We start from the raw sequence: 22,643 nt of genomic DNA, 5'->3' as shown, positions 1-22,643 counted from the left end.
TACTGTCGACGGTAGTGCCCAACCCCGCGGCATTCATATTCCAAGGCTCGACCATGCGCTCTGAACGCTCCTCCGTCCGTCCCGAATCTTCCGTGTTGCGCATCCTTGACCGTTTCGACCCTGTGTTGCTGGCTGGCTTGGGCAGTGTGGTGCTGTCGATCATCGCCATCCTCGGTGTGGTGACGGTCGGGCGCGACGGGGCCTTTTACCTGGATCTGGCACGACAGGCCGGCGAGCATGACCTGGCAGGGGTCCAGTCGCGCTTCGATTGGCCCTGGTATCCGCTGCTGCTGGCGGGGACCCATGCGCTGCTGCGCCTACCGCTGGAATACTGCGCCTACCTGTGGTCGATCCTGTTCGCGGCAGGCACGTGCGCACTGATGGTCGACCTGGTTCGGCAGCGTGTTCCCCAGGCCGCCTACTGGGCCTGCTGGATCGTGCTGGCGATGCCGGCGGTGAACCAGTTCCGCGGCGATATCATTCGTGAGTCCGGCTTCTGGTTCTTCTGCACCCTGGCGCTCTGGCTGGCCATGCGTTGGCGGTTGCGGGGCAGTTGGGGGCTGGGCGCATCCGTATGGGTGGCCATCGGTCTGGGCAGCCTGTTTCGCCTCGAGGCGGTCCTGGTCGGCGTATGCGTGCTGCTCTGGCAGTTGCCGGCAGTATGGACGGCTGGGCAGCGACGCCGGTTCGCCCAGATCGCCTGGTTGCCGGCTTTGATGGGTATCGTGGGTATCGCAGTATTGGCCGGGTGGGGCGCCCTCGACGCGCGTCGGTTGGACTACTACCTGGAGCTGGTCCGGCCTGCCGGTCTGTTCGGAGCCTTCACCCAGCTGAGCCATCAGTTCGCCGCTTCGCTGATCAACAAGTATTCGGCCAACGAAGCGGGGCGGATCATCTTCATCGGCTTGAGCGGCGCGCTGCTGATCAAGTGCGTCAGCCTCATGGGCCCAGGCGCCTTGGCGTTTCTCGACCGACGCGCCTGGGCCGCCTTCGCGCGCTACTGGCGCGAGTACCGGGTTCTGGCGCTCACGGCATTGCTGTATCTGGTGGTGCTCATGGTGTTCTTCATCCGTGCGCAGTTCATGAACAGCCGCTACTTGAGCCTGTTGGTGCTGTTGCTGGTGCCGCTGCTGGCGATGGCACTGCATGCGTTCCATCGGGCGCACCCGCGTCTGGGCAAGCTGTTGGCGCTGATCGGCGTGCTGGCCATGCTGGCGAATGTGATCTCGCTGGGCGCCCGCAAGACCCACTATGTCGAGGCAGGCCACTGGATCTCTGCGCACACGCCAGCGCAGGCGCCGATTTTCTATGAAGACGGCCGCATCGGCTATTACGCGGGGCGTGGTTACGAACTGAGCGACCTGACCCGCGAAGCCGCCATGGGGCCGGCGCTGGCAGGCAGCTACCGCTACTTCGTGATCGAGGCCGAGCGCGACGAGCCCTGGCTGGAAGCGTGGCTGCATGAACACAGGCTGCAGGTGCTGGCCAGTTTCGCCAACCGCAAGGGCGACACCGTGCTGGTGCTAGGCCCCTAAGCGACGTGCGGCGTGTCGGCGAGCAGCGCCGCGATCCGCGTCAGCAAACGCCCGTAACCGGGGCTTTGCGGCAAGGCCGCTGCATAGCCGCGCAGAAACGCCTGTCCCGCATCGCTGCCGCGCAGCCAGGCACGGTCTTCGCGGTAGCGCAGCATGTGCTGGAAGTTGCGCAGCCGCTTGCTTGGCCCGAGCGCCAGCCTGCGCTGGTTCAGGTCGGCGATGTCGATCAGGCCCAGCACCTGGGTCGGGGTCAGGACCACGTTGCCCAAATGCAGCGAGCGAAAATACACGCCCTGGTCGTGCAACTGCGCAACGAAGGCGCCATAACGCTCACGCAAGGTGTCGTCGGCCACTTTCTGTTGGACCAACTGACGCAGCGTGGAACCTTGCAGAGGTGCGTAGTAGACGCCGTCGCGCTCGATGCTCTTGATCCGGTACACCGCCAGCACTTCGGGTGTCTCTATGCCCAGCACGCGTAGCCGCCGCGCATTGTCGGCGAAGCGCTGGGCGTAGGGAAAAAGAGCGGCCGAGGTCAGCCAGCGCTTGCGCCGGAACAGCTTGAGAAAGCGTCCGTCCGGCATCTGCAGCACCTTGTCGCCGGAGCCATCGGCCTCGATCACGCGTGCGCCTTCACGTAGGGTCAGGTAGGCGGTGTGGTCCAATGGCTGCATGACGTTTCCTCGGCAAATTAGCCCGCCATGGTATCGCAGTTGTAAGGGCAGGGGAGGCCGACGACCTTCATTCGGACCCCGTTTTGGCTGTGATACCATTGCCGTTTTACGCCGTCATGTAATGGAAACCCATGAGTCGACCCGACCCTCAAGCGCAATCGACGCTCACGATCTACCTGCGCCTCCTGAGCTATGTCCGGCCCTACATTGGCCTGTTCCTCCTAAGCATCCTGGGCTTTCTGATCTTCGCTTCGACCCAGCCGATGCTGGCCTACATCCTCAAGTACTTCGTCGATGGCCTGGGCAATCCCGAAGCCCGGCTGTTCGCCGGTCATCCTTGGCTCCCCGAGCTACAGCTGCTGCAGGCTGTGCCGCTGATGATCGTGCTGATCGCCTTGATGCAGGGCGTCGGCTCCTACCTGGGCAACTTCTTCCTGGCGCGCGTCTCGCTCGGGTTGATCCACGACCTGCGCATGCTGCTGTTCAACAAGCTGCTCAAGCTGCCCATGTCCTACCTGGACAACAATAATTCGGGCCACCTGATCTCGCGCATCACCTTCAACGTCACCATGGTGACGGGTGCGGCTACCGATGCCATCAAGGTGGTGATCCGTGAAGGCATGACGGTCATTTTCCTGTTCGTTTCGCTGCTGTGGATGAACTGGAAACTGACGCTGGTGATGCTGGCCATCCTCCCGCTGATCGGGGTGATGGTGAACAGCACCAGCCGCAAGTTCCGCAAACAGAGCAAGAAGATCCAAGTGGCCATGGGCGACGTGACCCATGTGGCTTCCGAGACCATCCACGGTTTCCGCGTGGTGCGCAGTTTCGGCGGCGAGCAGTACGAAGAGCAACGCTTCGCCAAGGCCAGCCAGAACAACACCGACAAGCAACTGAAGATGACCAAGACCGGCGCGGTCTACACGCCGACGCTGCAACTGGTCACCTATTCGGCCATGGCCGTGGTCATGTTCCTGGTGTTGTACCTGCGCGGCGACGCCTCGCCGGGCGATCTGGTCGCCTACATCACCATGGCCGGCCTGCTGCCCAAGCCCATCCGACAGCTGTCGGAAGTCAGCTCGACCATTCAAAAAGGCGTGGCCGGCGCGGAAAGCATCTTCGAGCAGGTCGACGAACCGGCCGAGCGTGACGAAGGCCAGTTGGCGCCTGAGCAGGTGAGCGGCCGGTTGGAGGTGCGCGGCCTGAGCTTCACCTACCCCGGCACCGACAAGCAGGTGCTCGACGACATCAGCTTCGTGGCCGAGGCCGGCCAGATGGTCGCCCTGGTCGGTCGTTCTGGCAGCGGCAAGTCCACCCTGGCCAACCTGGTGCCGCGTTTCTACCAGCACAGCCAGGGGCAGATCCTGCTCGATGGCGAAGAGATCCAGCATTACCGGTTGCACAACCTGCGCCGGCACACGGCCCTGGTCACCCAGGCCGTGACGCTGTTCAACGACACGGTGGCCAACAATATCGCCTATGGCGACTTGGCCGGCACGCCGCTCGAGCAAGTCAAGCGGGCCGCCGCCGCCGCTTACGCCGACGAGTTCATCGAGCGTATGCCCGAGGGCTACCAGACCCTGGTCGGCGAAAACGGGGTGTTGCTCTCCGGGGGCCAACGGCAACGCCTGGCGATCGCCCGGGCACTGCTCAAGGACGCACCGCTGCTGATCCTCGACGAGGCGACCTCGGCCTTGGATACGGAGTCGGAGCGCCATATCCAGAGCGCCTTGGACGAGGTCATGAACAACCGCACCACCCTGGTAATCGCGCACCGTCTGAGCACCATCGAGAAAGCCGATCTGATCCTGGTCATGGACGAGGGTCGCATCGTCGAACGCGGCACCCACGCCGAATTGCTGGCGCGCAACGGTCACTACGCACGCCTGCACGCCAAACAGTTCGAGGATGGCCCGGACGCTGCGCCTGCGCCGAGCGTCGAGCCGTGCTGAATCGGGTGCGCGCCTGGCGCGAGCGCGGTTGGTCGAACATCGATGCCCAGGCCTATGCCCAGGCATGGAGCCGCTGGGGCGGCAGCGTCGCCACCCACCCTCAGGTGGTGGAGCGTCTGGCCGACCTGGCCGGCATTCCGGTGCGCTACCTGGGCTGGGAAGTCGCCGGCGAGATCGTCGCCGCCGTGCCCTGCTGGGGGCGGCATTTGGCATTGTCCAAGGACGTCCTCAAGCGCCGTGGCCTGAAGGGGCTGTTCGACCTTGGCAACGCCGAGGTCATATTGCCCGCCAGCCCGGACGTACAGGTGCCGTTGCGCCAACAGGCGCGCTACGTGTCGGCGCTCAACCAGGCGAGCTTTCCAACGCTCAGGCTACAACGCGAAGCGCTGGCTCTGGCTCGGGCTCCGGAGGACTACTCCAAGAAGTTTCGCTACAACCAGCGTCGTGAGCAACGCCTGCTGGAGGAGGCCGGCGGCACGTTGAAACCGGTCCAGGCGTTCTCGTCCGCCGAACTGGCGGGTTACTATGCCGACCTGTTCCAGCGCCGCTGGAGCTTCCCGGCACCGGGCCTTGCGCACCTGGAAGAGGTGTTCACACGGCTGCGCGAGTTCATGACCGGCGCGGTGGTTGAGCTCGACGGCGCTCCGGTAGCCATCCAGGTGCTCTACAAGGTAGAGGCGCCCGCCTGGGTCTCGGTGGAGTACGTCAACGGCGGGGTAGACCCCCAGAGTCGGGATTTCAGCCCTGGCAGCGTGCTCAGCTATGTGAACACCCAGGCCGAATGGGACGCCGCCCGTGCGCTGGGTAAGTCGCTGCGCTATTCGTTCGGCCGTGCCGATCGTGAGTACAAAGAGCGGTGGTGCCATACCGCTCAGGTCTACCAGAGGACGTGACGGGTGAGTAACCGAAAGCAGGCCTTGCTCAAGGCGCACCGACGGGCCAAGCGGCTGACGCTGCTGGCCGTCGCCGCGCTGCTCGCCGTGGCCGGCGCCCTGCTGGGGCTCTGGGCCGTGCCCGTGCTCGCGGTGCTGGTCTGGGTCGCCCACGAAGCCTGGTTCGCCGACCACCTGTTCTACCGCCCCAGCGATGACTACCACTATGCCTTCGACGCAGCGGGCGGCGCGCGCCAGCCGGTTCGCACGACACCCCAGGTGCGGCTCGATCGACCCTTGGCCGAGGGCGAGACGCTGGTGCTGGAGGTCACGCTGAAAGCCAGCTGGCTGGGTCGTCTGATCGACCCTAGCGTGCTGATCGGCGACGACCGCCAGACTTTCGAGCGGGGCGTGGCGGGCCGGCGCTACCTGAACCTGTCCGGCCAGCGTGCGGCGCTCGAAGCCGGGACCTTGACCCTACGCACACGGTTCTGTCGCATCTCGGCCGACGGCGTGCTGCATGTGCAGCACAATCCCGACTATGCGCAACGCCGGGTGATGGTGCTCGCGCCCCATGCCGACGACGCCGAGCTGGCCAGTTTCGGGCTTTACAGCCGGGCGCGCGAAGCCTGCATCGTGACCCTCACCCAAGGAGAGATCGAAGCCCAGGCGTATCGCGCCTTGGGCCTGGACGCGGCAGGTGCCGCACGGCTCAAGGGCCGTCTGCGCACCTGGGACAGCCTGGCGATTCCGCTCTGGGGCGGCGTGCCGGCCGAGCGCTGTGTGCAACTGGGCTACTACTGCCTGCGCCTGTCGGCCATGGCCGAGGCCCCGAACAGCCCCTTCGGCTCTCTCGAATCCGGCGAATCCGACATTCGCTCGGCGCGTCTGGCCAATCCGTTGGTGCTACCAGGCGACGCCGATGGCCTGCCTACCTGGCACAACCTGGTCGCCGACCTGAAAGCGCTGCTGCAGCATTTTCAGCCTGAGGTCGTGGTGATGCCGCACCCCGAACTCGACCCGCACGCCGACCACCAGGCCACCACCCGTGCGCTCCAGCAGGCCATCGCCGAAGGCGACTGGAAACCCGAGGTCGCCTTGCTCTATGCCAACCACCTGCACGACAACGACCGCTGGCCCATGGGCGATGCCGGTACCGGGGTCGCGTTGCCGCCAGTGATCGAGGCGCCGGTGCGCGACGCGCCCTGGAGTCCCGTGCTGGATGCCCAGGCCCAGCTCGACAAGGCCATGGCCCTGCGCATGCAGCACGACCTGCAGGGGCGCCCGCCGTTGAAGAAACGCCTGCGTCGTGCGATCCAGTGGCTGTTGGCCGGTCGCCGTTGGCCGGTGACCGGCGAGGACGAGTTCTTCCGCAAGGCCGTGCGCCGCCATGAACTGCTCTGGGTGCGGCGCCTGGACGAGTGAATCGGTCTGCTGCCCCGAGCGGCCTGCGTGGCCGTCCGGCAGCGCCTTCGTCGGTGCGCCATTGAGGCCGTAAAGCCAGCCTGTGCTACTATCGCCGCCCTGTTCCTTTCTGTCTGTGGGTTGTCCATGAAGTTAACCATGCCGCGTTTCGAATCGGCTCCCGTACTCGTGGTCGGCGATGTGATGCTCGACCGTTACTGGCATGGCGGTACTTCGCGCATCTCTCCAGAGGCACCCGTGCCGGTGGTCAAGGTCGATCAGATCGAGGACCGTCCGGGCGGTGCGGCCAACGTCGCCCTCAACATCGCGGCGCTCGGCGCACCGGCCCTGCTGGTCGGCGTCACCGGTCAGGACGAAGCGGCCGAGAGCCTGGCCAACAGCCTGGAAGCTGCCGGCGTCAAGGCCGCGCTGCAGCGCATCGAACACCAGCCGACCATCCTCAAGCTGCGGGTCATGAGCCGTCACCAGCAACTGCTGCGCATCGATTTCGAAGAAGCCTTCGACACCGACACCCAGGCCCTGCAACAGAGCGTCGAAGCGCTGCTCGACCAGGTCAAGGTGCTGGTGATCTCCGACTATGGCAAAGGCGCGCTGAAGAACCACCAGGCGCTGATCCAGGCCGCCGTGGCGCGGCGCATTCCGGTGCTGGCCGACCCAAAGGGCAAGGACTTCTCGATCTACCGCGGCGCCAGCCTGATCACCCCCAACCTGGCCGAGTTCGAAGCCATCGTCGGCCATTGCGTGGACGAAGCCGACTTGGTGGCCAAGGGCGCCAAGCTGATGAGCGAGCTTGAATTGGGTGCGCTGCTGGTCACCCGTGGCGAGCATGGCATGACCTTGTTGCGCCCCGAGCAAGCACCCCTGCACCTGCCGGCCCGCGCGCGCGAAGTGTTCGACGTGACCGGCGCGGGCGACACCGTGATCTCGACCCTGGCCGCCGCCATCGCCGCCGCCGAGGACCTGCCCTGCGCCGTCGGCCTGGCCAACCTGGCCGCAGGCATCGTGGTCGGCAAGCTCGGCACCGCCGCCATCAGTGCTCCGGAACTGCGCCGCGCCATTCAGCGCGAGGAGGGGTCGGAGCGTGGCGTGCTGAGCCTGGAACAACTGCTGCAGGCTATCGACGACGCACGCGCCCACAACGAACGCATCGTGTTCACCAATGGCTGCTTCGACATTCTGCATGCCGGGCACGTGACCTACCTCGAGCAGGCGCGAGCGCTTGGCGACCGCCTGATCGTCGCGGTCAACGACGACGCCTCGGTCAGCCGGCTCAAGGGCCCTGGCCGGCCCATCAACAGCGTCGATCGACGCATGGCGGTCCTGGCGGGGCTGGGGGCGGTCGACTGGGTCATCAGCTTCTCCGAGTCGACGCCCGAGAGCCTGCTGGCCGAGGTGCGTCCGGACGTGCTGGTCAAAGGCGGCGACTACGGCGTCGAGCAAGTGGTCGGTGCCGAAATCGTGCATGCCTACGGCGGGACGGTGCAGGTGCTCGGTCTGGTGGAGAACAGCTCGACCACTTCCATCGTGGAAAAGATTCGCAGCCGGTGATTGCACCAACCGCAAGCCCACGAGCGTTTCACGAACAGCGATAGATGAACGTATGAAAGTCATGTTACTGGTCATGGATGAGCAGCGCGTCATCCTCGATCGCCTTTACGAGATCGTCCAACAGGCCTGCGAAGACTGCGTCATCCATCGGCTGAGCAAGCAGCAGCAGATGAACTTGGGGCCGTTTCTCGCATCGGTGCAGTACCAGCGCTTCGACCGCATCGTGATCTTTTCGCGGGTCAAGCGCCTGGCCCCGCAGTGGGCGGTGCTGCGTTGCATTCCGGGGCTGGTGTTCCTGGAGCACGATGCCTATCAGAACTACATGCCCTCCAGTAAGTACCGCCACGTTTATTCGCGCCTGTACCGGCGCCTGCCTTGGTCACGTGCGCTGGTCTCGGGCGCGGTGGTGGCCAGACGCATGCAGGCCGAAGGTCTGGACGCCGTGTTCGTCTCCAAGGGTTACGATGATCGAATGCTCGATAACCTGGGCCTGCCGCGTGACATCCCGGCCGGTTTTCTAGGCAGCCTGAAAAGCCGCGAGTACGGTCAGCGCAAGGCCATGCTCGAAACCCTGGCCGAGCGAACCGGCCTGCTGGTGACGCGTACCGGTTCGGGCGAGGAATACCTGCAGATGCTCAACCGCATCCAGGTCTTCGTCAGTGCCGACATCGGCATGGGCGAGTTCATGATCAAGAACTTCGAAGCCATGGCCTGTGGTTGCGTGCTGTTGGCCTGGAGCCAGGGTGAAGAGGATCGGCTGCTGGGCTTCGAGGATGGCCAAAACGTGGTGTTCTACCGCTCGTTGGAGGAGGCGATCGAAAAGCTGCAGTGGCTCCAACAGCATCCGGCGCAGGCTGCCCGCATCGCTGCCAACGGCCAAGCGTTCGTCCGTCAGCACTATGGCTTCAGCCGCGTCGGGCAGGACTTGGCCGAGCAGATCGAAAAGCCCATGCGGCCTTGGTCGCGGCCTTCGCTGTTGATCCGGGCCTGGGTGAAATGGCGCTTCGGCATGGACGTGGCGGAGTGAACGGATGACGCTCGAACGGACGGACATGCAGTTGGATGCACGGCCCGGCGGCGACCAGGATGTGTTCGCCTGCCTGTCCGACGAGCTCAAGGCTTGTCTGTCCCAGGCCGAGCGGGTGCTGTTGCTGGCCAACAACCCCGCCATCACCGCTGCCGACCTGCAGGCGTTGCAGCTTGGTGCGCGCGATGTGGTGGTCAGCTTCAATACCTGCCTCAAAGGCGGTCTGCTGGACGCGCGCACTCATCAGGTGCTGGTGCATGGCTACAATGCGCCGGATCATTACTTCTTCGGCCTGCCGATGCGCGCCGACCTGCCGAACTGGCTACGTGCCGACCGTGCGTGCCACTTCACCGTGCTGGTCGGCTGCACGACGCCGCTGTGCCCTCTGCCCGGCGTCAGCCTGTTCTACGAACGCATTCCCTTGCCGCCGCTGTGGAACTACCCAACGACGCGGCCCGATGGCAAGCGCTTCGTCGGGCCGTCCACCGGCTTCAACGCACTGGTCGTACTGGACACGTTGCGCCGGCAGCCAGGGTTCGACTACGCGATGCTCACGCTGGGGTTCTCCAACGAAGCCGGCAAGCTCTGGAGCGGACATGCCTGGGCTTACGAACGCGCTTGGCTGCTCCAGGCCGACATCGACGTGGTGGAGTTGAAGGCGCGGCGCAAGTGGTGGCAGCTATGGCGTCGTTGCTGAGCCTGGACCGCTGCGTGCGTCCCTTTGCCTTCCATCTGTCACAGAGGTAACCGCGTGTTGAAAGTCGCCGTCGCGTTCTTTGGTATTCCTCGCAACTCGGCCATCTGCTTCCCGTCCATCGAGCAGAATGTGCTGGCGCGGATCCCCGCGGGTTGCACCGTCAAGACGTTCTATCACCTATACCAGCTCGACGCAGTGCACAACGCCCGTTCCGGCGAAAACGGCGCGCTGCTGCAGGACAACTATGCGCCCTTCGCGAGCATGACCGGGCGGCTGGACTCGACCGAGGGTGTACTGGAACAGTGGGACTTCGAGCGCATCAAGGCCCAAGGCGACACTTGGGGCGACAACCATGCTTCGCTGCGCAACCTGGTGTTCCAGCTGCACTCGCTGCGCTGCGTGACGCAGATGGCGAGCGAATTCGAGCCGGACTTCGTGGTGTTCGTGCGCCCGGACAATTTCTATCACTCGCCCCTGCCCAGCTACCTCTTCGACCACCCCGAAGCCAGGCGGCTGAACGCCTACATCCCGGACTGGCAATGGTGGGGCGGGCTCAACGACCGCTTCGCGGTCTGTGGACGGGACATCTACCCGGCCTATGGCAATCGGGTCGAGGCGATCTTTCGCTTCTGCCAAGCCACAGGACGCAAGCTGCATTCGGAACGGCTGCTGAAGTTCGCGTTGCAGGAGGCCGGCGCACGCGTCTGCACGCTGCCCACCACTGCCTCGCGTGTGCGCATCCATGGCGAATTCGTGGACGAGTCGTTTTCGCCCAAGCGTGGCATGGGCAAGCGTGAAAATCGCTACTTCCATCTCTACGCGCGCTGGCGCACCTGGTGGGACAAGCGCCGGCGCTAAGTCGCGGTCAAGGGCGCAAGGCGCTGCGCATCCGCCGCACCAAGCCGCGAGCCTTGCGTGCGAGCGTACCCAGGCGGTTCGGGTCGCGGGACGGCTCTAGGCCCTGTTGGCGCAACCAATCCTTCCAGCGGATACGTTCCTCATTCACCACCCAACCCTGCTGCAGGGCAAAGCTTTCGGCCAGGTGCAGGCCACGGGTGCTGGCGGGCACCAGCTCGCCGCGACGCAAGGTGTACAGCTCGGCCAGCGGCTGGCCGTCTTCGAGCGGGATGAGGTACAGGTCAGGCCGCTTGCGGTCGAGCCTGGCCACCAGCTGATCGCCGACCAGCCGTTCGTCGACGTGGAACAGGCTCAGCGGTTTGGCTTCCCTGGGCACGTCCAAACGCATGTCGTAGACCAACTGCAAGGAGGCGGTGGGCAGGTGGACGTAGGCGCGCGGGCGCTCTTGCAGGGTCAGGTTGGCGCATTGCACCGGCAGCGCCGCGCCCGAAGCCGGGGTGAGCAGGAAGGACGGCGATTCGCGGTAGTGCAGGGCCGCGGCATAGGGCGTCGGCAGCCAGGTGTCGTTGAAGCGCCCACCCAACCAGCCTTCAGGCGTTTCCAGCAGGCACTCTTCGGCCACTTCCTGGATGGCGGTGTGCAGCGGCAAGTTCAGTTCGTGGGCCGGCACGTAGCCGGAAATCAGCTTGAGCACCACATCGCCGCGGTCCTGGCGGCGCTGGCGGACCAGCACCCAATAGTCGCGGTTCTGCCAGTTGAGGGTCAGGCGCACCGACACGCCGAGGTTGGCCAAATCCACGCTGAAGCGCTCGGGGTCGGCCACCTCGATGGCCTTGCGCCGCTGCAGGAGCTGGCTGAAGTTGAGCGGCATGCCCAAGGCTTTGTAGCTCAGCCCCTCGGGGCTGGCCTCGACGTGCAGGGGCAGGGTCTTGAAGTTGCTGGGGTTCTTGCGGATCAACGTTCTTGCCACGGGCTTCTCCTTACCTTCGCCCGTCTGGGCACGTCAGCGCTGGCTCAGGATGCGAGCCACGGTGGCCACGTTGTGGGCCAGGTGCAGCGGGTCGATGGTGCCGACGATCGCGCTGTCGACGCCTGGGTGGGCGAACAACAGTTCGAAGCTGGCACGTACCGGATCGACACCTGGCGACAGACAAACGTGCCCGCTGGCCAAGGCTTTTTTCACCAGAATCGCCTTGCCCTGTGCGGCAGCGTAGTCCAGCACCGGGCGCTCGCTCTGCTCGGCCAGGTTGTAGGTGACCATCGCGCAGTCGCCTCGCTCCAAGGCCTTTAGGCCGCCGGCCACGGTCTTGCCGGACAGGCCGTAGCCGAGAATCTTGCCTTCCTGCTTGAGTGCCGCGAGGGTTTCGTACACCGCTTCGTGTTCGAGGATCGCCAGGTCGTTGCCATCCGAGTGCACCAGCACCAGCTCCAGGCGATCGGTTTCCAGGCGCTTGAGGCTGCGCTCCACCGAACGGCGGGTGTGTGCGGCGCTGAAGTCGAAGTACGACTGGCCGGCGTCGAATTCCTCACCGACTTTGCTGACGATGACCCAGTCGTCGCGCTGGCCGCGCAGCAACGGGCCGAGGCGTTCCTCGCTGCGGCCGTAGGCGGGGGCGGTGTCGATCAGGTTGATGCCCAGCTCGCGGGCCTGGGCCAGCAGCCGGCGCGCCGCGTCGTCGTCGGGGATGGTGAAGCCGGTGGGGTACTTGACGCCTTGGTCGCGGCCCAGCTTGACCGTGCCCAGGCCCAGGGGCGAGACGCGCAGGCCGGTGCTGCCCAAGGCGCGGTGATGGTCGTGCAGGGTCGGCAGGCTCATGGCAGCAGTTGCTCCCAGGCCGGGACGCCTGCTGCGGGGCGCGGCAGATCGGCAGGCACCTCATGCGTGCTCGGCACGATACCGTCGCGGCGCAGGCTGGCCAGCACGCGGTCGGTGAAGTCCGGCGCCAGGGCCAGCTTGGTCGGCCAGCCCACCAACAGGCGCTGCTGTTCGGCGAGGAAGGCATTGTCGGGGCGCACCAGGCCCGACTGGGCCGGCTCGGCGCGGTCCACGCGCAGGGTGGCCCAGCGCAGCGGCGCTTGGTCGACCCAGGGCAGCAGATGGGCGATTTCCTTTTGCGCCGCGGCGATCTGCGCCGCCGGCTCGCGGGCCACGCCTTCGGCTTCGGCCAGGTCGCCGCCCAGGTACCAGACCCACTGGCCGTCGGCGGCCGGGTGGCTGGTGACGGTGATGCGCGGTTTCGGCCCGCCACCCAGGCAGTGGGCGTAGAGCGGTTTGAGGTTGGGGCCTTTGACCATGACCATATGCAGGGGGCGGCGCTGCATGCTCGGCTGCTGCAGGCCCAGCTCGCGCAGCAGTCGCTCGCTGCCGGCACCGGCGCTGAGCACGATGCGCTGCGCCTTGATCGCGCGGTCGTCGACCTGCAGGCCGACCAGTTCGTCGCCTTCGCGCAGCGGGCTGATCCGCTCGCCCGCCAGCAGGCTGTCGCCGGCCAGGTGCGCCAGGTTGCTCAGCAGGCTGGGCACGTCCACCACTAGCTCGGCCAGGCGGTACACCTTGCCTTTGAAGGCGCGGTCTTGCAGGGCTGGAGGCAGTTGCTCGCCCTTGACCTGATCGACCCGGCCGCGCACGGCCTTGCTGGCGAAGAAGCTGGTGAGATTGCCGGCCAGGGTGCCGGGCGACCACAGATAATGGGCTTCGGAGAGCAGGCGGGTGGCGCTCAGGTCCAGCTCGCCGGTGCCGGCCAGCGCTTCGCGCCAGCGCCGCGGCATGTCCGAGATCGCTTCGGACGCGCCGCTCAGCGCGCCATGCAGGGCGTACTTGGTGCCGCCATGGATGATGCCCTGGGACTTGATGGTCTGCTCGCCGCCCAGCGTGGCGCGTTCCACCAACAGGGTCGAGTAGCCCAGCTGCCGCAAGCGGGCGTTGAGCCACAGGCCTGCGACTCCGGCGCCGACGATGAGGATGTCGGTGGACAAGGCGGTTGGCATGGAAGGCCCTCACAGTTAAGACAAGGCGCGCAGTATACAGCCCCGCTTGCGCCCGCGACCTTTTCCCGCCGGCTCAGTGCCCGGTGGTCTTGGAGAACACCTGGATCACCACCACGCCGCCGACGATCATCGCCATGCCGAGCATGGCCGCCAGGTCGAGCTTCTGACCGTAGATCACCAGCGCCGCGATGCTGATCAGCACGATGCCCAACCCCGACCACACGGCATAGGCGATGCCCACCGGCACGGTGCGCACCACCAGGGTCAGCATCCAGAAGGCGATGCCGTAGCCGACCACCATCAGCAACAGCGGCAAGGGAGTGCTCAGGCCTTTGACGGCTTTCATCGAGGCGGTGGCGATGACTTCGGCGCAGATGGCGATGGCGAGGCAGGTGTAGGCGTTCATGGACGTTTCTCCGTGGGAAGCCACTCATTCTAGAGCGGGCTTGGATGCGGTAAAGTCATTACCTATCTGCAAAGGAGATAGGTAGATGGTCGAACGCTGGAGCCTGGAACAGATGCGCACGTTTCTGCGGGTCGCGCAGTTGCGCTCGTTTTCCGCCGTGGCACGCGAACAGGGCAGGGCGCAGTCGGCGGTGAGCAATGCCATCGCGCTGCTCGAAGCGGACCTGGGCGTGATCCTGTTCGAGCGCAGCAGCGGCCGCCAGCCCAGGCTCACGGAAAACGGCAGCGCCCTGGTCGAGGATGCCCGAGAACTGTTGCGCCAGTGCGAGCACCTGCAAGGCCACGCCTTAGCCTTGATGCGCGGGCAGGAAGCGCTGCTGCGCGTGGCCCAGGACGAAGCCATGCCGTACCAGCCGGTGATCGACAGCTTGGACGAGCTGGCCACTCGCTTTCCCACCTTGGAAGTGCAACTGGCCAGCGGTGCCCAGGGCGATGTGGCGCGCAAGTTGGCCGAGCGCCAGGCGGACCTCGGGCTGTTCTTCCACCACGAACACATTCCCGCCTCGCTCGAACGGCGTGCCCTGGGCAGTGTGGAAATGGTCACGGTGTGCGCCGTCGGACACCCCTTGGCCGGGCAGAAGCGCGTCACCCGCCAACAGTTGGCCCGCCACCGGCAGTTGCTGGTCACACCACAGCAGAGCGGCTACCCCGGCGGCGAGGCGATCAGCCCGCAGGTGTGGCGCGCCGACAGCTTCTACGCCATGGCCGAACTGCTGATGCGCGGCCTGGGCTGGGCCTGGCTGCCGCGCCATGTGGTGCAGTACCCCACGTACCAGGCGCAGATGGTCGAGCTCGACAGCGAATGGTGGCCGCCGGCGCTGGTGGTGGAGCTGGCCTGGCGCCGCGACCAGCCGTTGGGCCCGGCGGCGCAATGGCTGGCCGAACGCTTCGCCAGGCATTTGCGCGCCATCGGCTAGACGAGGTCGAAGGCAGGGGCGGGCTTCGAGCCTATGGCGCTTGACGCTGCTCGACTCGGCACCGTCCTGCCTGCGTACGCGATCGGGTAGACTTCTCCGCCATGAACAGAACCCTCTATACCCTGCTGTTTCACCTGGGCCTGCCGCTGCTCGCGCTGCGCCTGTATCTGCGCGCGCGCAAGGCTCCGGCGTATGCCGAACGCGTCGGCGAGCGCTTCGCCCGTGACCTGCCAGGCATGGCGCCCGGCGGCATATGGGTGCATGCGGTATCGGTGGGCGAGAGCATCGCCGCCGCGCCCATGGTCCGAGCGCTGCTCGAGGCCTACCCGGATCTGCCGGTCACCCTGACCTGCATGACCCCGACCGGCTCCGAGCGCATCCGCGCGATGTTCGCCGACGAACCCCGGGTGCAGCATTGCTATCTGCCCTACGACTTGCCGTGGGCCGTACGCGGCTTCCTCGACCGGGTGCAGCCGCGTCTGGGTGTCATCATGGAAACCGAGCTGTGGCCCAACCTCATCCACCAATGCGCCAAACGTGGCATCCCGGTGGCGCTGGCCAATGCGCGGTTGTCCGAGCGCTCGGCCCGTGGCTATGCGCGTTTCGCCAAGTTGACCCGGCCAATGCTCGGCGCCATGAGCCTGATCGCCGTGCAGACCGAAACCGAAGCGCAGCGTTTCCGCGACTTGGGTGCACGGCCCGAGTGCGTGCGGGTCACCGGTTCGATCAAGTTCGACCTGAAGATCGACGAACAGCTCTTGCCCCGCGCCCAGGCGCTGCGCGCGCAATGGGGCGCCAGCCAGCGCCCGGTGTGGATCGCCGCCAGCACCCACGAGGGCGAGGATGCGTCGATCCTGGAGGCCCATCGGCGCGTATTGCAGGCCCATGGCGACGCGCTGCTGATCCTGGTGCCGCGCCATCCCGAGCGCTTCGATGCGGTGGCGGCGCAGTGCCGCGAAGGCTTTACCAGCGTACGCCGCTCCAGCGGCGAGCCGGTGCTTGCACAAACGCAGGTGCTGGTCGGCGACAGCATGGGCGAGTTGCTGTTCCTCTATGCGCTGGCCGACATCGCCTTCGTCGGCGGCAGCCTGGTCGAGCGCGGCGGGCATAACCCGCTGGAGCCGGCGGCATTGCGCCTGCCGGTGCTGATGGGGCCGCACGTGTTCAACTTTTTGGAGATCGGCGCGATGTTGTGCGAAGCCGGGGCGCTGCAGCAGGTCGAGGACGCCCAGGAATTGGCCCAGGCGGTGCTGCGCCTGATCGAGTCGCCGCAAGAGGCCCAGCACATGGGCGAGGCGGGCAGGGCGGTGATGCAGGCCAATCAAGGGGCGTTGCGGCGGTTGCTGGAAGGAATTGCGGGGCTGATGCGCTAGTTTCGTAGTCAGCAGATGGCAGCGCCGGTACCGACCGTGACGGGGCGCCTTGGCCCGCGCCCTGTGCGCACCGGCCGAAGCCTTGGCTGCGGAGCGACCGCTGCGGCTGGGAAAGCCGCCCTTGCAGGCGGCGACCCCTCAAGACTTGCGTTCGAAGTTCTTCGCCGCTTCCCGCGCCAGGTCCGGCGGCAGGAAATCCCTGTCGGGGTTGTAGTCGGGCTTGAGGAAGCGCCCCAGATCTTGCAAGTCTTGGGGGCTCAAGGTGCCGGCCGCCTGCTTGAGGCGCAGGTTGTCGAGGATGTAGTCGTAGCGGCTGTTGTTGTAGTCGCGCACCGAGTTGTACAGCTGACGCTGGGCGTCGAGCACATCGACGATGTTGCGCGTGCCCACCTCGAAGCCGATTTCGGTGGCCTGCACCGCGCTCTGGCTGGAAATGATCGACTGCTTGCGCGCCTGTACCTGCTCGACGTCGGTATTGACCGCGCGGTGCAGGTTGCGGGTGTTTTCAACCACCTGGCGGCGCAGGCTTTCGCGCTGCTGTTCGCTTTGGGTCAGGCGCTGGTAGGCCTCGCGCACTTGCGAGCTGACCAGCCCACCGCTGTAGATCGGGATGTTCAGTTGCAGGCCGACCGTAGTCTGTTCCACGTCGCCGCCGTAGCGCACGCCTGGTAACGGCGAAGGGTTGCTGAAGCCCAGGCTGTCGTTGTCGCCCTTCTGGTAGCGCGCCACGGCGTCGACCGTCGGCGCATGCCCGGCCTTGCGCTGGCGCAGGGTCTCCTCGGCGGCTTCCACGGCATGGTTGCTGGCCAGCAAGTTGAGGTTCTGCCGGCCGGCGGTTTCGACCCAGGCCTTGGCGTCGTTGGGTATCGGCACCTGCACCGGCAGGGTGTGCACCACGCCCTGCAACGCGCCGTATTCGCGGTTGGTCAGGGTTACCAGGGCCTGGAACGCGTCTTCGACCTGGCGCTGGGCGACGATGCGGTTGGCGCGGGCGGTGTCGTGGCTGGCCTGGGCCTGCAGCACGTCGGTCTTGTCCGACAGGCCCACCTCGAAGCGGCCGTTGGCCTGGTCGAGCTGGCGCTTGAAGGCGGCTTCCTCGGCCTTGGTCGCGGCCAGGTTGTCCTGGGCGCGCAGTACGCTGAAGTAATTCTCCGCACTTTGCAGGATCAGGTTCTGCTCGTTGGCCGACAGCTCCAGCGCAGCCTGTTCGCTCACCGCGTGCGCGGCCTGCAATTGGAACCAGCGGTCGGCACGGAAAATCGGCTGCGAGAGCGTGGCCGACCAGAGGTTGCCGCTGCGGTTGGTGGTGAGCGCCGGCTCGTCCAGCTGGGTGCGGGTGTTCATGGTTTCCGCGCCGGCCGACAGGTTCGGCAGCAGGCCGGCCCGGGCCTGGGGCACGATCTCGCGGCGGGCGCCGTAGTCGGCGCGAGCGGCGGCGAGGTCGGCGTTGTTGCCGGCGGCCTGCTGGTAGACGCTGATCAGATCGGTCTTCACCGTCATCGGCACGTCCACTGCCCCGGCCGCAGCGTGGGAGGCACAAGACACGGCAAGCGCCAGTGAAAGTTTGCGCAGCATGGGGCGTTCCTTGAGTTTCTGAACCGTTGAAAAGTGAAAAAGGGGCAGTGTAGTGCCGTGCGTGGGCAGCAACAATCGTCAGCATGCCTTCGGTCAGCGCAGTGCCGGCCCGCTTGGCTTTGGCGGCCGCTTGAGTCTAGACTGCACGCGTTCTTGTCGGGGTGCCTTGAATCGAAGGCTGAGATCGGATAGTTCCGGATCCCGTTGAACCTGATCAGGTTAACGCCTGCGTAGGGAACAAGATTGCTCGCTTTCCCGGCGAGATCTTGTGTCGAATCCGGGATCGTCGCAGCTCAGACTCATTGCGCCCCCCATCCGACACTGCACTTGCCCACAAGTGCGTCCGCTTCTTTCAGGTTCTTCCCCGACATTCCGCCCGCAGGAAACCGTCTGGAGAAGCCGTGATGAGCAAACAACAAAATACCCTCCACCTCAGCGAATCAGCCCAGGTCGACCGGCAATCGGTGCAACCCTTCACCCGTTCGCGCAAGGTCTACGTCGAGGGTTCGCGCCCGGACATCCGCGTGCCGATGCGCGAGATCAGCCTGGACGACACCCCCACCGACTTCGGCGGCGAACCCAATGCGCCAGTGCTGGTCTACGACACCTCCGGCCCCTACACCGACCCCAACGTCACCATCGACGTGCGCAAGGGTCTTGGTGACGTGCGCTCGGCCTGGATCGACGACCGCGGCGACACCGAGCGCCTGGGCGGGCTGAGTTCGCACTTCGGCCAACAGCGCCTGAACGACCCCGAACTGACCCGCCTGCGCTTCAACCACGTGCGCAACCCGCGCCGGGCCAAGGCCGGCGCCAACGTGTCGCAGATGCACTACGCGCGCAAGGGCATCGTCACCGCCGAGATGGAATACATCGCCATCCGCGAGAACATGAAGCTGCAAGAGGCACGCGCCGCCGGCCTGCTCGACCAGCAGCACGCCGGGCACAGCTTCGGCGCCAGCATTCCCAAGGAGATCACCGCCGAGTTCGTCCGCGATGAAGTGGCCCGCGGCCGCGCGATCATTCCCGCCAACATCAACCACACCGAACTCGAACCGATGATCATCGGCCGCAACTTCCTGGTGAAGATCAACGGCAACATCGGCAACAGCGCACTGGGTTCCTCCATCGAAGAGGAAGTGGCCAAGCTGACCTGGGGCATCCGCTGGGGCTCGGACACGGTCATGGACCTCTCCACCGGCAAGCACATCCACGAAACCCGTGAATGGATCATCCGCAATTCGCCGGTACCGATCGGTACGGTGCCGATCTACCAAGCCCTGGAAAAGGTCGGCGGCGTGGCCGAAGACCTGACCTGGGAGCTTTTCCGCGACACGCTGATCGAGCAGGCCGAGCAGGGCGTGGACTACTTCACTATCCACGCCGGCGTGTTGCTGCGCTACGTGCCGCTGACCGCCAAGCGCGTCACCGGCATCGTCAGCCGGGGCGGCTCGATCATGGCCAAGTGGTGCCTGGCCCATCACAAGGAGAACTTCCTCTACACCCACTTCGAAGACATCTGCGAAATCATGAAGGCCTACGACGTCAGCTTCTCGCTCGGCGACGGCCTGCGTCCGGGCTCGATCGCCGACGCCAACGACGCTGCGCAGTTCGGTGAGCTGGAAACCCTCGGCGAGCTGACCAAGATCGCCTGGAAGCACGACGTGCAGTGCATGATCGAAGGCCCGGGCCATGTGCCCATGCAACTGATCAAGGAGAACATGGACAAGCAGCTGGAATGCTGCGACGAGGCGCCTTTCTACACCCTCGGCCCGCTGACCACCGACATCGCGCCTGGCTACGACCACATCACCTCGGGCATCGGTGCAGCGATGATCGGCTGGTTCGGCTGCGCCATGCTCTGCTACGTCACGCCCAAGGAGCACCTGGGCCTGCCGAACAAGGACGACGTCAAGACCGGCATCATCACCTACAAGATCGCCGCCCATGCCGCGGACTTGGCCAAGGGGCATCCGGGCGCGCAGATCCGCGACAACGCGCTGTCCAAGGCGCGTTTCGAATTTCGTTGGGAAGACCAGTTCAACCTGGGTCTGGACCCAGACACCGCACGGGCCTTCCACGACGAGACGCTGCCCAAGGAGTCGGCCAAGGTGGCGCACTTCTGCTCGATGTGCGGGCCGAAGTTCTGCTCGATGAAGATCACCCAGGAGGTGCGCGAGTACGCGGCCAACCTGCGCATCGACGCGGTGGACGTGTCGGTGGAAGAGGGCATGCGCGAGCAGGCCGAACGCTTCCGTCAGGAGGGTAGCCAGTTGTATCAGAAGGTCTGATCCAGGTGGGAGCAACCCCTTCCAGACCACGCCGCTGATCTGGCGGATCGCGGCGGCTGGGTTGGGCCTGCGTGGCAGGCCATCGCGGCTGATCGGGGCGCCGAACCGGCCGCTCCCACAGGAAGATGCTGTAGTCCCAAACCCCCACATTTCTGTAGGAGCGACCGGTTCGGCGCTCCGATCAGCCATGTTGGCCGGTTCCACCCGCACCCCCTTGTAGGAGCGACTTCAGTCGCGATGGCCGGCACAGCCGGCCCGATCCAGGCCACACCGTTTTCCTGACGGATCGCGGTGCCTGAACGTATCGATCGGCCATGGCCGGTTTCTTCTAGCACTTCACCCCCCTTGCGCGAGCGCATCCATGACTCAGATCAGCGCGTTTTCCCCCGATCACCCCGTTCCCCCCAGCCAGCGCGTCCTCGGCGGCCGGGACCTGTTTTCGCTGTGGTTTTCCTTGGGCGTAGGTCTGATGGTGTTGCAGGTGGGCGCGCTGCTGGCGCCAGGCCTGGGGCTGGCCGGCGCGCTACTGGCGATCCTGGCCGGCAGCGCCATGGGCGTGCTGTTGCTGGCTGCGGTGGCGGTGATCGGCTGCGACACCGGGCTGTCGGCCATGGCCACCCTGCGCCTGACCCTGGGGCGCAACGGCGCACGCCTGCCGGCTGCGCTCAACCTGCTGCAACTGGTGGGCTGGGGCGCTTTCGAAATCATCGTCATGCGCGACGCCGCCAGCCTTCTGGCGACGCGCGCCTTCGGCGCCGACAGCGGCTTGGGCAATCCCTGGCCATGGACCTTGTGCTTCGGCACCCTGGCCACCCTGCTCGCGGTCAGCGGGCCGCTGACCTTCGTGCGCAAGGTGCTGCGTCGCTGGGGCATCTGGCTGCTGCTCGGCGCCTGCCTGTGGCTGACCTGGAACCTGCTGGCCAGGGCGGATCTGGCGGCCTTGTGGGCGCGCCCTGGCGACGGTTCGCTGTCGCTGGCGGTGGGCCTGGACATCGTCGTCGCCATGCCGTTGTCGTGGTTGCCGCTGATCGCCGACTATTCGCGCTTCGGTCAGCGCGCCAGCCGTGTGTTCGGCGGCACGGCGCTGGGCTTTTTCCTCGGCAATGCCTGGCTCATGAGCCTGGGGGTGGCCTACACCCTGGCGTTCGCGCCCAGTGGCGAAGTCGATGCGCTACTGCTGGCGCTCGCCGGCGCCGGGCTGGGCCTGCCGTTGCTGCTGATTCTGCTCGACGAGTCGGAGAACGCCTTCGCCGACATCCACTCGGCTGCCGTCTCCAGCGGCACGCTGGTGCAGGTGAAGGTCGAGCACCTGGCCTTGGCCATCGGCGTACTGTGCACGCTGATCGCCCTGCTGGCGCCGCTGGCGCAGTACCAGAACTTCCTGCTGCTGATCGGTTCGGTGTTCGCGCCGCTGTTCGGCGTGGTGCTGGTGGACCATTTCGTCGTGCGTCGGCGCGTGGCGACGCAGGTCGAGGCAATGAGCGTAGGGGCCCTGGTGGCTTGGGCGGCGGGGGTGGCGACCTACCACGGCATCGCCCACTGGGCGCCGGAGGTCGGCGCCACGCTACCAGCCTTGCTGCTGGCAGGTGGGCTGTATGCGCTGCTGGGCGTTAGCCGCGGCCGGGGAACAGTTCGGGCTTGAGCACGCCATTCAGGCGCGGGTAGGGGATCTTCAGCTCGACGTGGCCCATGGAGTACGGGGCGATGGCATAGACCTCGTACTTCACGATCAAAGCGCCGTAGGTCAGGGCGATGTGCGGCGACTTGCGGAACGGCCAGGTCTTGATGAACTCCGGGTCCTTGTCCATCTCGACGCTCATCAGCCAGGCCTTGTGCGACTCGGCCACGGTCTTCCAGAACGTCTCTTCCTGGCCCGGCAGGAGCATGTCCTGCAAGGTCAGCACCTTGTCCTGCTGACGCGAGTAGTTGATGAACGCGCGGCCCGGCATGCCATGGGCCCCGCCGCTGTCGAGGTAGCTGGACAGCTCGACGATCACCAGCCCGTCATGCTGTTCGCGTACCTTGGCTTGCAGGTAGCTGCTGTTGCGCTGCTTGGCGGTGGCCAGGTATTGCTGTTCGTAGGCTTTGAGCGAAGGCGCGGCCGTGCTGCGTTCGTTGTCTTCGGTCAGTTGCAGCAGGCGGCTTTCGACGATGCCGTCGAGTTTGGGCAGCGCCGGGAACGACACGGTGTCGATGTTCACCAGTGGGCAGTCGCGCTCGCTGCAGCCGGGTTTGACGTGTTCCCAGGCCTCGCGCTTGACTTCGAGCGGCGCGCGGTAGTTCGGCGCGAACACGCTCTGGCAGGCGCCCAGCGCCAGGGCCAGCGCGGCCACGGCAGTCAGTTTGGCAAGCGTCATTGAGGTTCCTTGCAAGACAGGATGATCGGTCTTCGACCGTCGGCACGGCCTTCGGTTCGCCGCTACGCTAACAGAGTGGCAGGGGGCTTTGG

Annotated in this window: 19 protein-coding genes and 1 riboswitch; of the genes, 12 read left to right on the top strand and 7 right to left on the bottom strand. The window is 65.9% G+C overall.

What is annotated here, in order from left to right; all coding sequences use genetic code 11:
• The first annotated feature begins 92 nt into the window (after positions 1 to 92).
• Entirely contained in the window at positions 93 to 1,535 is a 1,443-nt protein-coding gene (locus ACSMEV_RS01000; RefSeq protein ID WP_459206889.1) for an ArnT family glycosyltransferase, read from the top strand.
• On the opposite strand, the gene ACSMEV_RS00995 is transcribed toward ACSMEV_RS01000, so the two are convergent.
• Positions 1,532 to 2,206, bottom strand: coding sequence for a BUD32 family EKC/KEOPS complex subunit (locus tag ACSMEV_RS00995; protein ID WP_459206888.1), 675 nt, complete (start codon positions 2,204 to 2,206; stop codon positions 1,532 to 1,534). The genes ACSMEV_RS01000 and ACSMEV_RS00995 overlap by 4 nt on opposite strands.
• Before the next feature lie 131 nt (positions 2,207 to 2,337).
• Here ACSMEV_RS00995 and msbA point away from each other — a divergent pair, with 131 nt between their 5' ends.
• The 7 genes from msbA (at position 2,338) to ACSMEV_RS00960 (ending at position 10,585) form a co-directional block, all read left to right on the top strand.
• Complete coding sequence (gene msbA / locus ACSMEV_RS00990) at positions 2,338 to 4,158, top strand: lipid A export permease/ATP-binding protein MsbA (protein ID WP_459206887.1); 1,821 nt, start codon at positions 2,338 to 2,340, stop codon at positions 4,156 to 4,158.
• The gene (locus ACSMEV_RS00985) at positions 4,152 to 5,051 is read left to right on the top strand and encodes a GNAT family N-acetyltransferase (protein WP_459206886.1); all 900 of its coding nucleotides are present in this window, start codon (positions 4,152 to 4,154) and stop codon (positions 5,049 to 5,051) included. Before msbA ends, ACSMEV_RS00985 begins: the two co-directional genes overlap by 7 nt.
• 3 nt (positions 5,052 to 5,054) lie before the next feature.
• Positions 5,055 to 6,455 (top strand): PIG-L deacetylase family protein, encoded by a 1,401-nt coding sequence (locus ACSMEV_RS00980; RefSeq protein ID WP_459206885.1) that lies wholly within the window; start codon positions 5,055 to 5,057, stop codon positions 6,453 to 6,455.
• A 126-nt stretch (positions 6,456 to 6,581) separates the two neighbouring features.
• Positions 6,582 to 8,003, top strand: coding sequence for a bifunctional D-glycero-beta-D-manno-heptose-7-phosphate kinase/D-glycero-beta-D-manno-heptose 1-phosphate adenylyltransferase HldE (gene hldE, locus ACSMEV_RS00975; RefSeq protein ID WP_459206884.1), 1,422 nt, complete (start codon positions 6,582 to 6,584; stop codon positions 8,001 to 8,003).
• Positions 8,004 to 8,055: 52 nt separating this feature from the next.
• Positions 8,056 to 9,030 carry a glycosyltransferase gene (locus tag ACSMEV_RS00970; protein WP_296266108.1) on the top strand — a complete coding sequence of 325 codons (975 nt, stop codon included), beginning with the start codon at positions 8,056 to 8,058 and terminating at the stop codon, positions 9,028 to 9,030.
• Between the two features lie 4 nt (positions 9,031 to 9,034).
• Complete coding sequence (locus tag ACSMEV_RS00965) at positions 9,035 to 9,727, top strand: hypothetical protein (RefSeq protein WP_459206883.1); 693 nt, start codon at positions 9,035 to 9,037, stop codon at positions 9,725 to 9,727.
• 54 nt (positions 9,728 to 9,781) lie between these two features.
• A complete protein-coding gene (locus ACSMEV_RS00960; protein ID WP_459206882.1) occupies positions 9,782 to 10,585 on the top strand; it encodes a hypothetical protein in 804 nt (267 codons plus the stop codon).
• Between the two features lie 7 nt (positions 10,586 to 10,592).
• On the opposite strand, the gene ACSMEV_RS00955 is transcribed toward ACSMEV_RS00960, so the two are convergent.
• From ACSMEV_RS00955 to ACSMEV_RS00940, 4 genes are all read right to left on the bottom strand, one after another.
• Complete coding sequence (locus ACSMEV_RS00955; RefSeq protein ID WP_459206881.1) at positions 10,593 to 11,555, bottom strand: metal ABC transporter ATPase; 963 nt, start codon at positions 11,553 to 11,555, stop codon at positions 10,593 to 10,595.
• 33 nt (positions 11,556 to 11,588) lie between these two features.
• Positions 11,589 to 12,401 (bottom strand): aldo/keto reductase, encoded by an 813-nt coding sequence (locus ACSMEV_RS00950; protein ID WP_459206880.1) that lies wholly within the window; start codon positions 12,399 to 12,401, stop codon positions 11,589 to 11,591.
• Positions 12,398 to 13,573, bottom strand: coding sequence for an NAD(P)/FAD-dependent oxidoreductase (locus ACSMEV_RS00945; protein ID WP_459206879.1), 1,176 nt, complete (start codon positions 13,571 to 13,573; stop codon positions 12,398 to 12,400). The genes ACSMEV_RS00950 and ACSMEV_RS00945 overlap by 4 nt, the downstream gene beginning before the upstream one ends.
• Before the next feature lie 73 nt (positions 13,574 to 13,646).
• Positions 13,647 to 13,979, bottom strand: a complete 333-nt coding sequence (locus tag ACSMEV_RS00940; protein ID WP_459206878.1) for a DMT family transporter — start codon at positions 13,977 to 13,979, stop codon at positions 13,647 to 13,649.
• 85 nt (positions 13,980 to 14,064) lie between these two features.
• On the opposite strand from ACSMEV_RS00940, the gene ACSMEV_RS00935 reads away from it, so the two are divergent.
• Together ACSMEV_RS00935 and waaA are read left to right on the top strand one after the other, a co-directional pair.
• Positions 14,065 to 14,955 carry a LysR family transcriptional regulator gene (locus ACSMEV_RS00935; RefSeq protein ID WP_459206877.1) on the top strand — a complete coding sequence of 297 codons (891 nt, stop codon included), beginning with the start codon at positions 14,065 to 14,067 and terminating at the stop codon, positions 14,953 to 14,955.
• Between the two features lie 101 nt (positions 14,956 to 15,056).
• Positions 15,057 to 16,328 (top strand): lipid IV(A) 3-deoxy-D-manno-octulosonic acid transferase, encoded by a 1,272-nt coding sequence (gene waaA / locus ACSMEV_RS00930; RefSeq protein ID WP_459206876.1) that lies wholly within the window; start codon positions 15,057 to 15,059, stop codon positions 16,326 to 16,328.
• Positions 16,329 to 16,466: 138 nt separating this feature from the next.
• On the opposite strand, the gene ACSMEV_RS00925 is transcribed toward waaA, so the two are convergent.
• A complete protein-coding gene (locus ACSMEV_RS00925; protein ID WP_459206875.1) occupies positions 16,467 to 17,903 on the bottom strand; it encodes a TolC family outer membrane protein in 1,437 nt (478 codons plus the stop codon).
• A 147-nt stretch (positions 17,904 to 18,050) separates the two neighbouring features.
• A riboswitch (TPP riboswitch) is annotated at positions 18,051 to 18,157 on the top strand.
• Between the two features lie 150 nt (positions 18,158 to 18,307).
• Between ACSMEV_RS00925 and thiC the strand changes: the two genes are divergently transcribed.
• Together thiC and cytX are read left to right on the top strand one after the other, a co-directional pair.
• Positions 18,308 to 20,194 (top strand): phosphomethylpyrimidine synthase ThiC, encoded by a 1,887-nt coding sequence (gene thiC, locus ACSMEV_RS00920; RefSeq protein WP_459206874.1) that lies wholly within the window; start codon positions 18,308 to 18,310, stop codon positions 20,192 to 20,194.
• Positions 20,195 to 20,555: 361 nt separating this feature from the next.
• Positions 20,556 to 21,836: a putative hydroxymethylpyrimidine transporter CytX gene (gene cytX, locus ACSMEV_RS00915; protein ID WP_459206873.1), complete on the top strand. Its 1,281-nt coding sequence runs from the start codon at positions 20,556 to 20,558 to the stop codon at positions 21,834 to 21,836.
• Here cytX and ACSMEV_RS00910 read toward each other — a convergent pair.
• The gene (locus ACSMEV_RS00910) at positions 21,805 to 22,551 is read right to left on the bottom strand and encodes an RsiV family protein (RefSeq protein WP_296266088.1); all 747 of its coding nucleotides are present in this window, start codon (positions 22,549 to 22,551) and stop codon (positions 21,805 to 21,807) included. The genes cytX and ACSMEV_RS00910 overlap by 32 nt on opposite strands.
• Between the last annotated feature and the right edge of the window lie 92 nt (positions 22,552 to 22,643).

Source organism: Pseudomonas sp. MLB6B (assembly GCF_054508135.1).
Note: the sequence above shows the minus strand (reverse complement) of the source record. Positions and strands in the feature narration are given on the sequence as shown.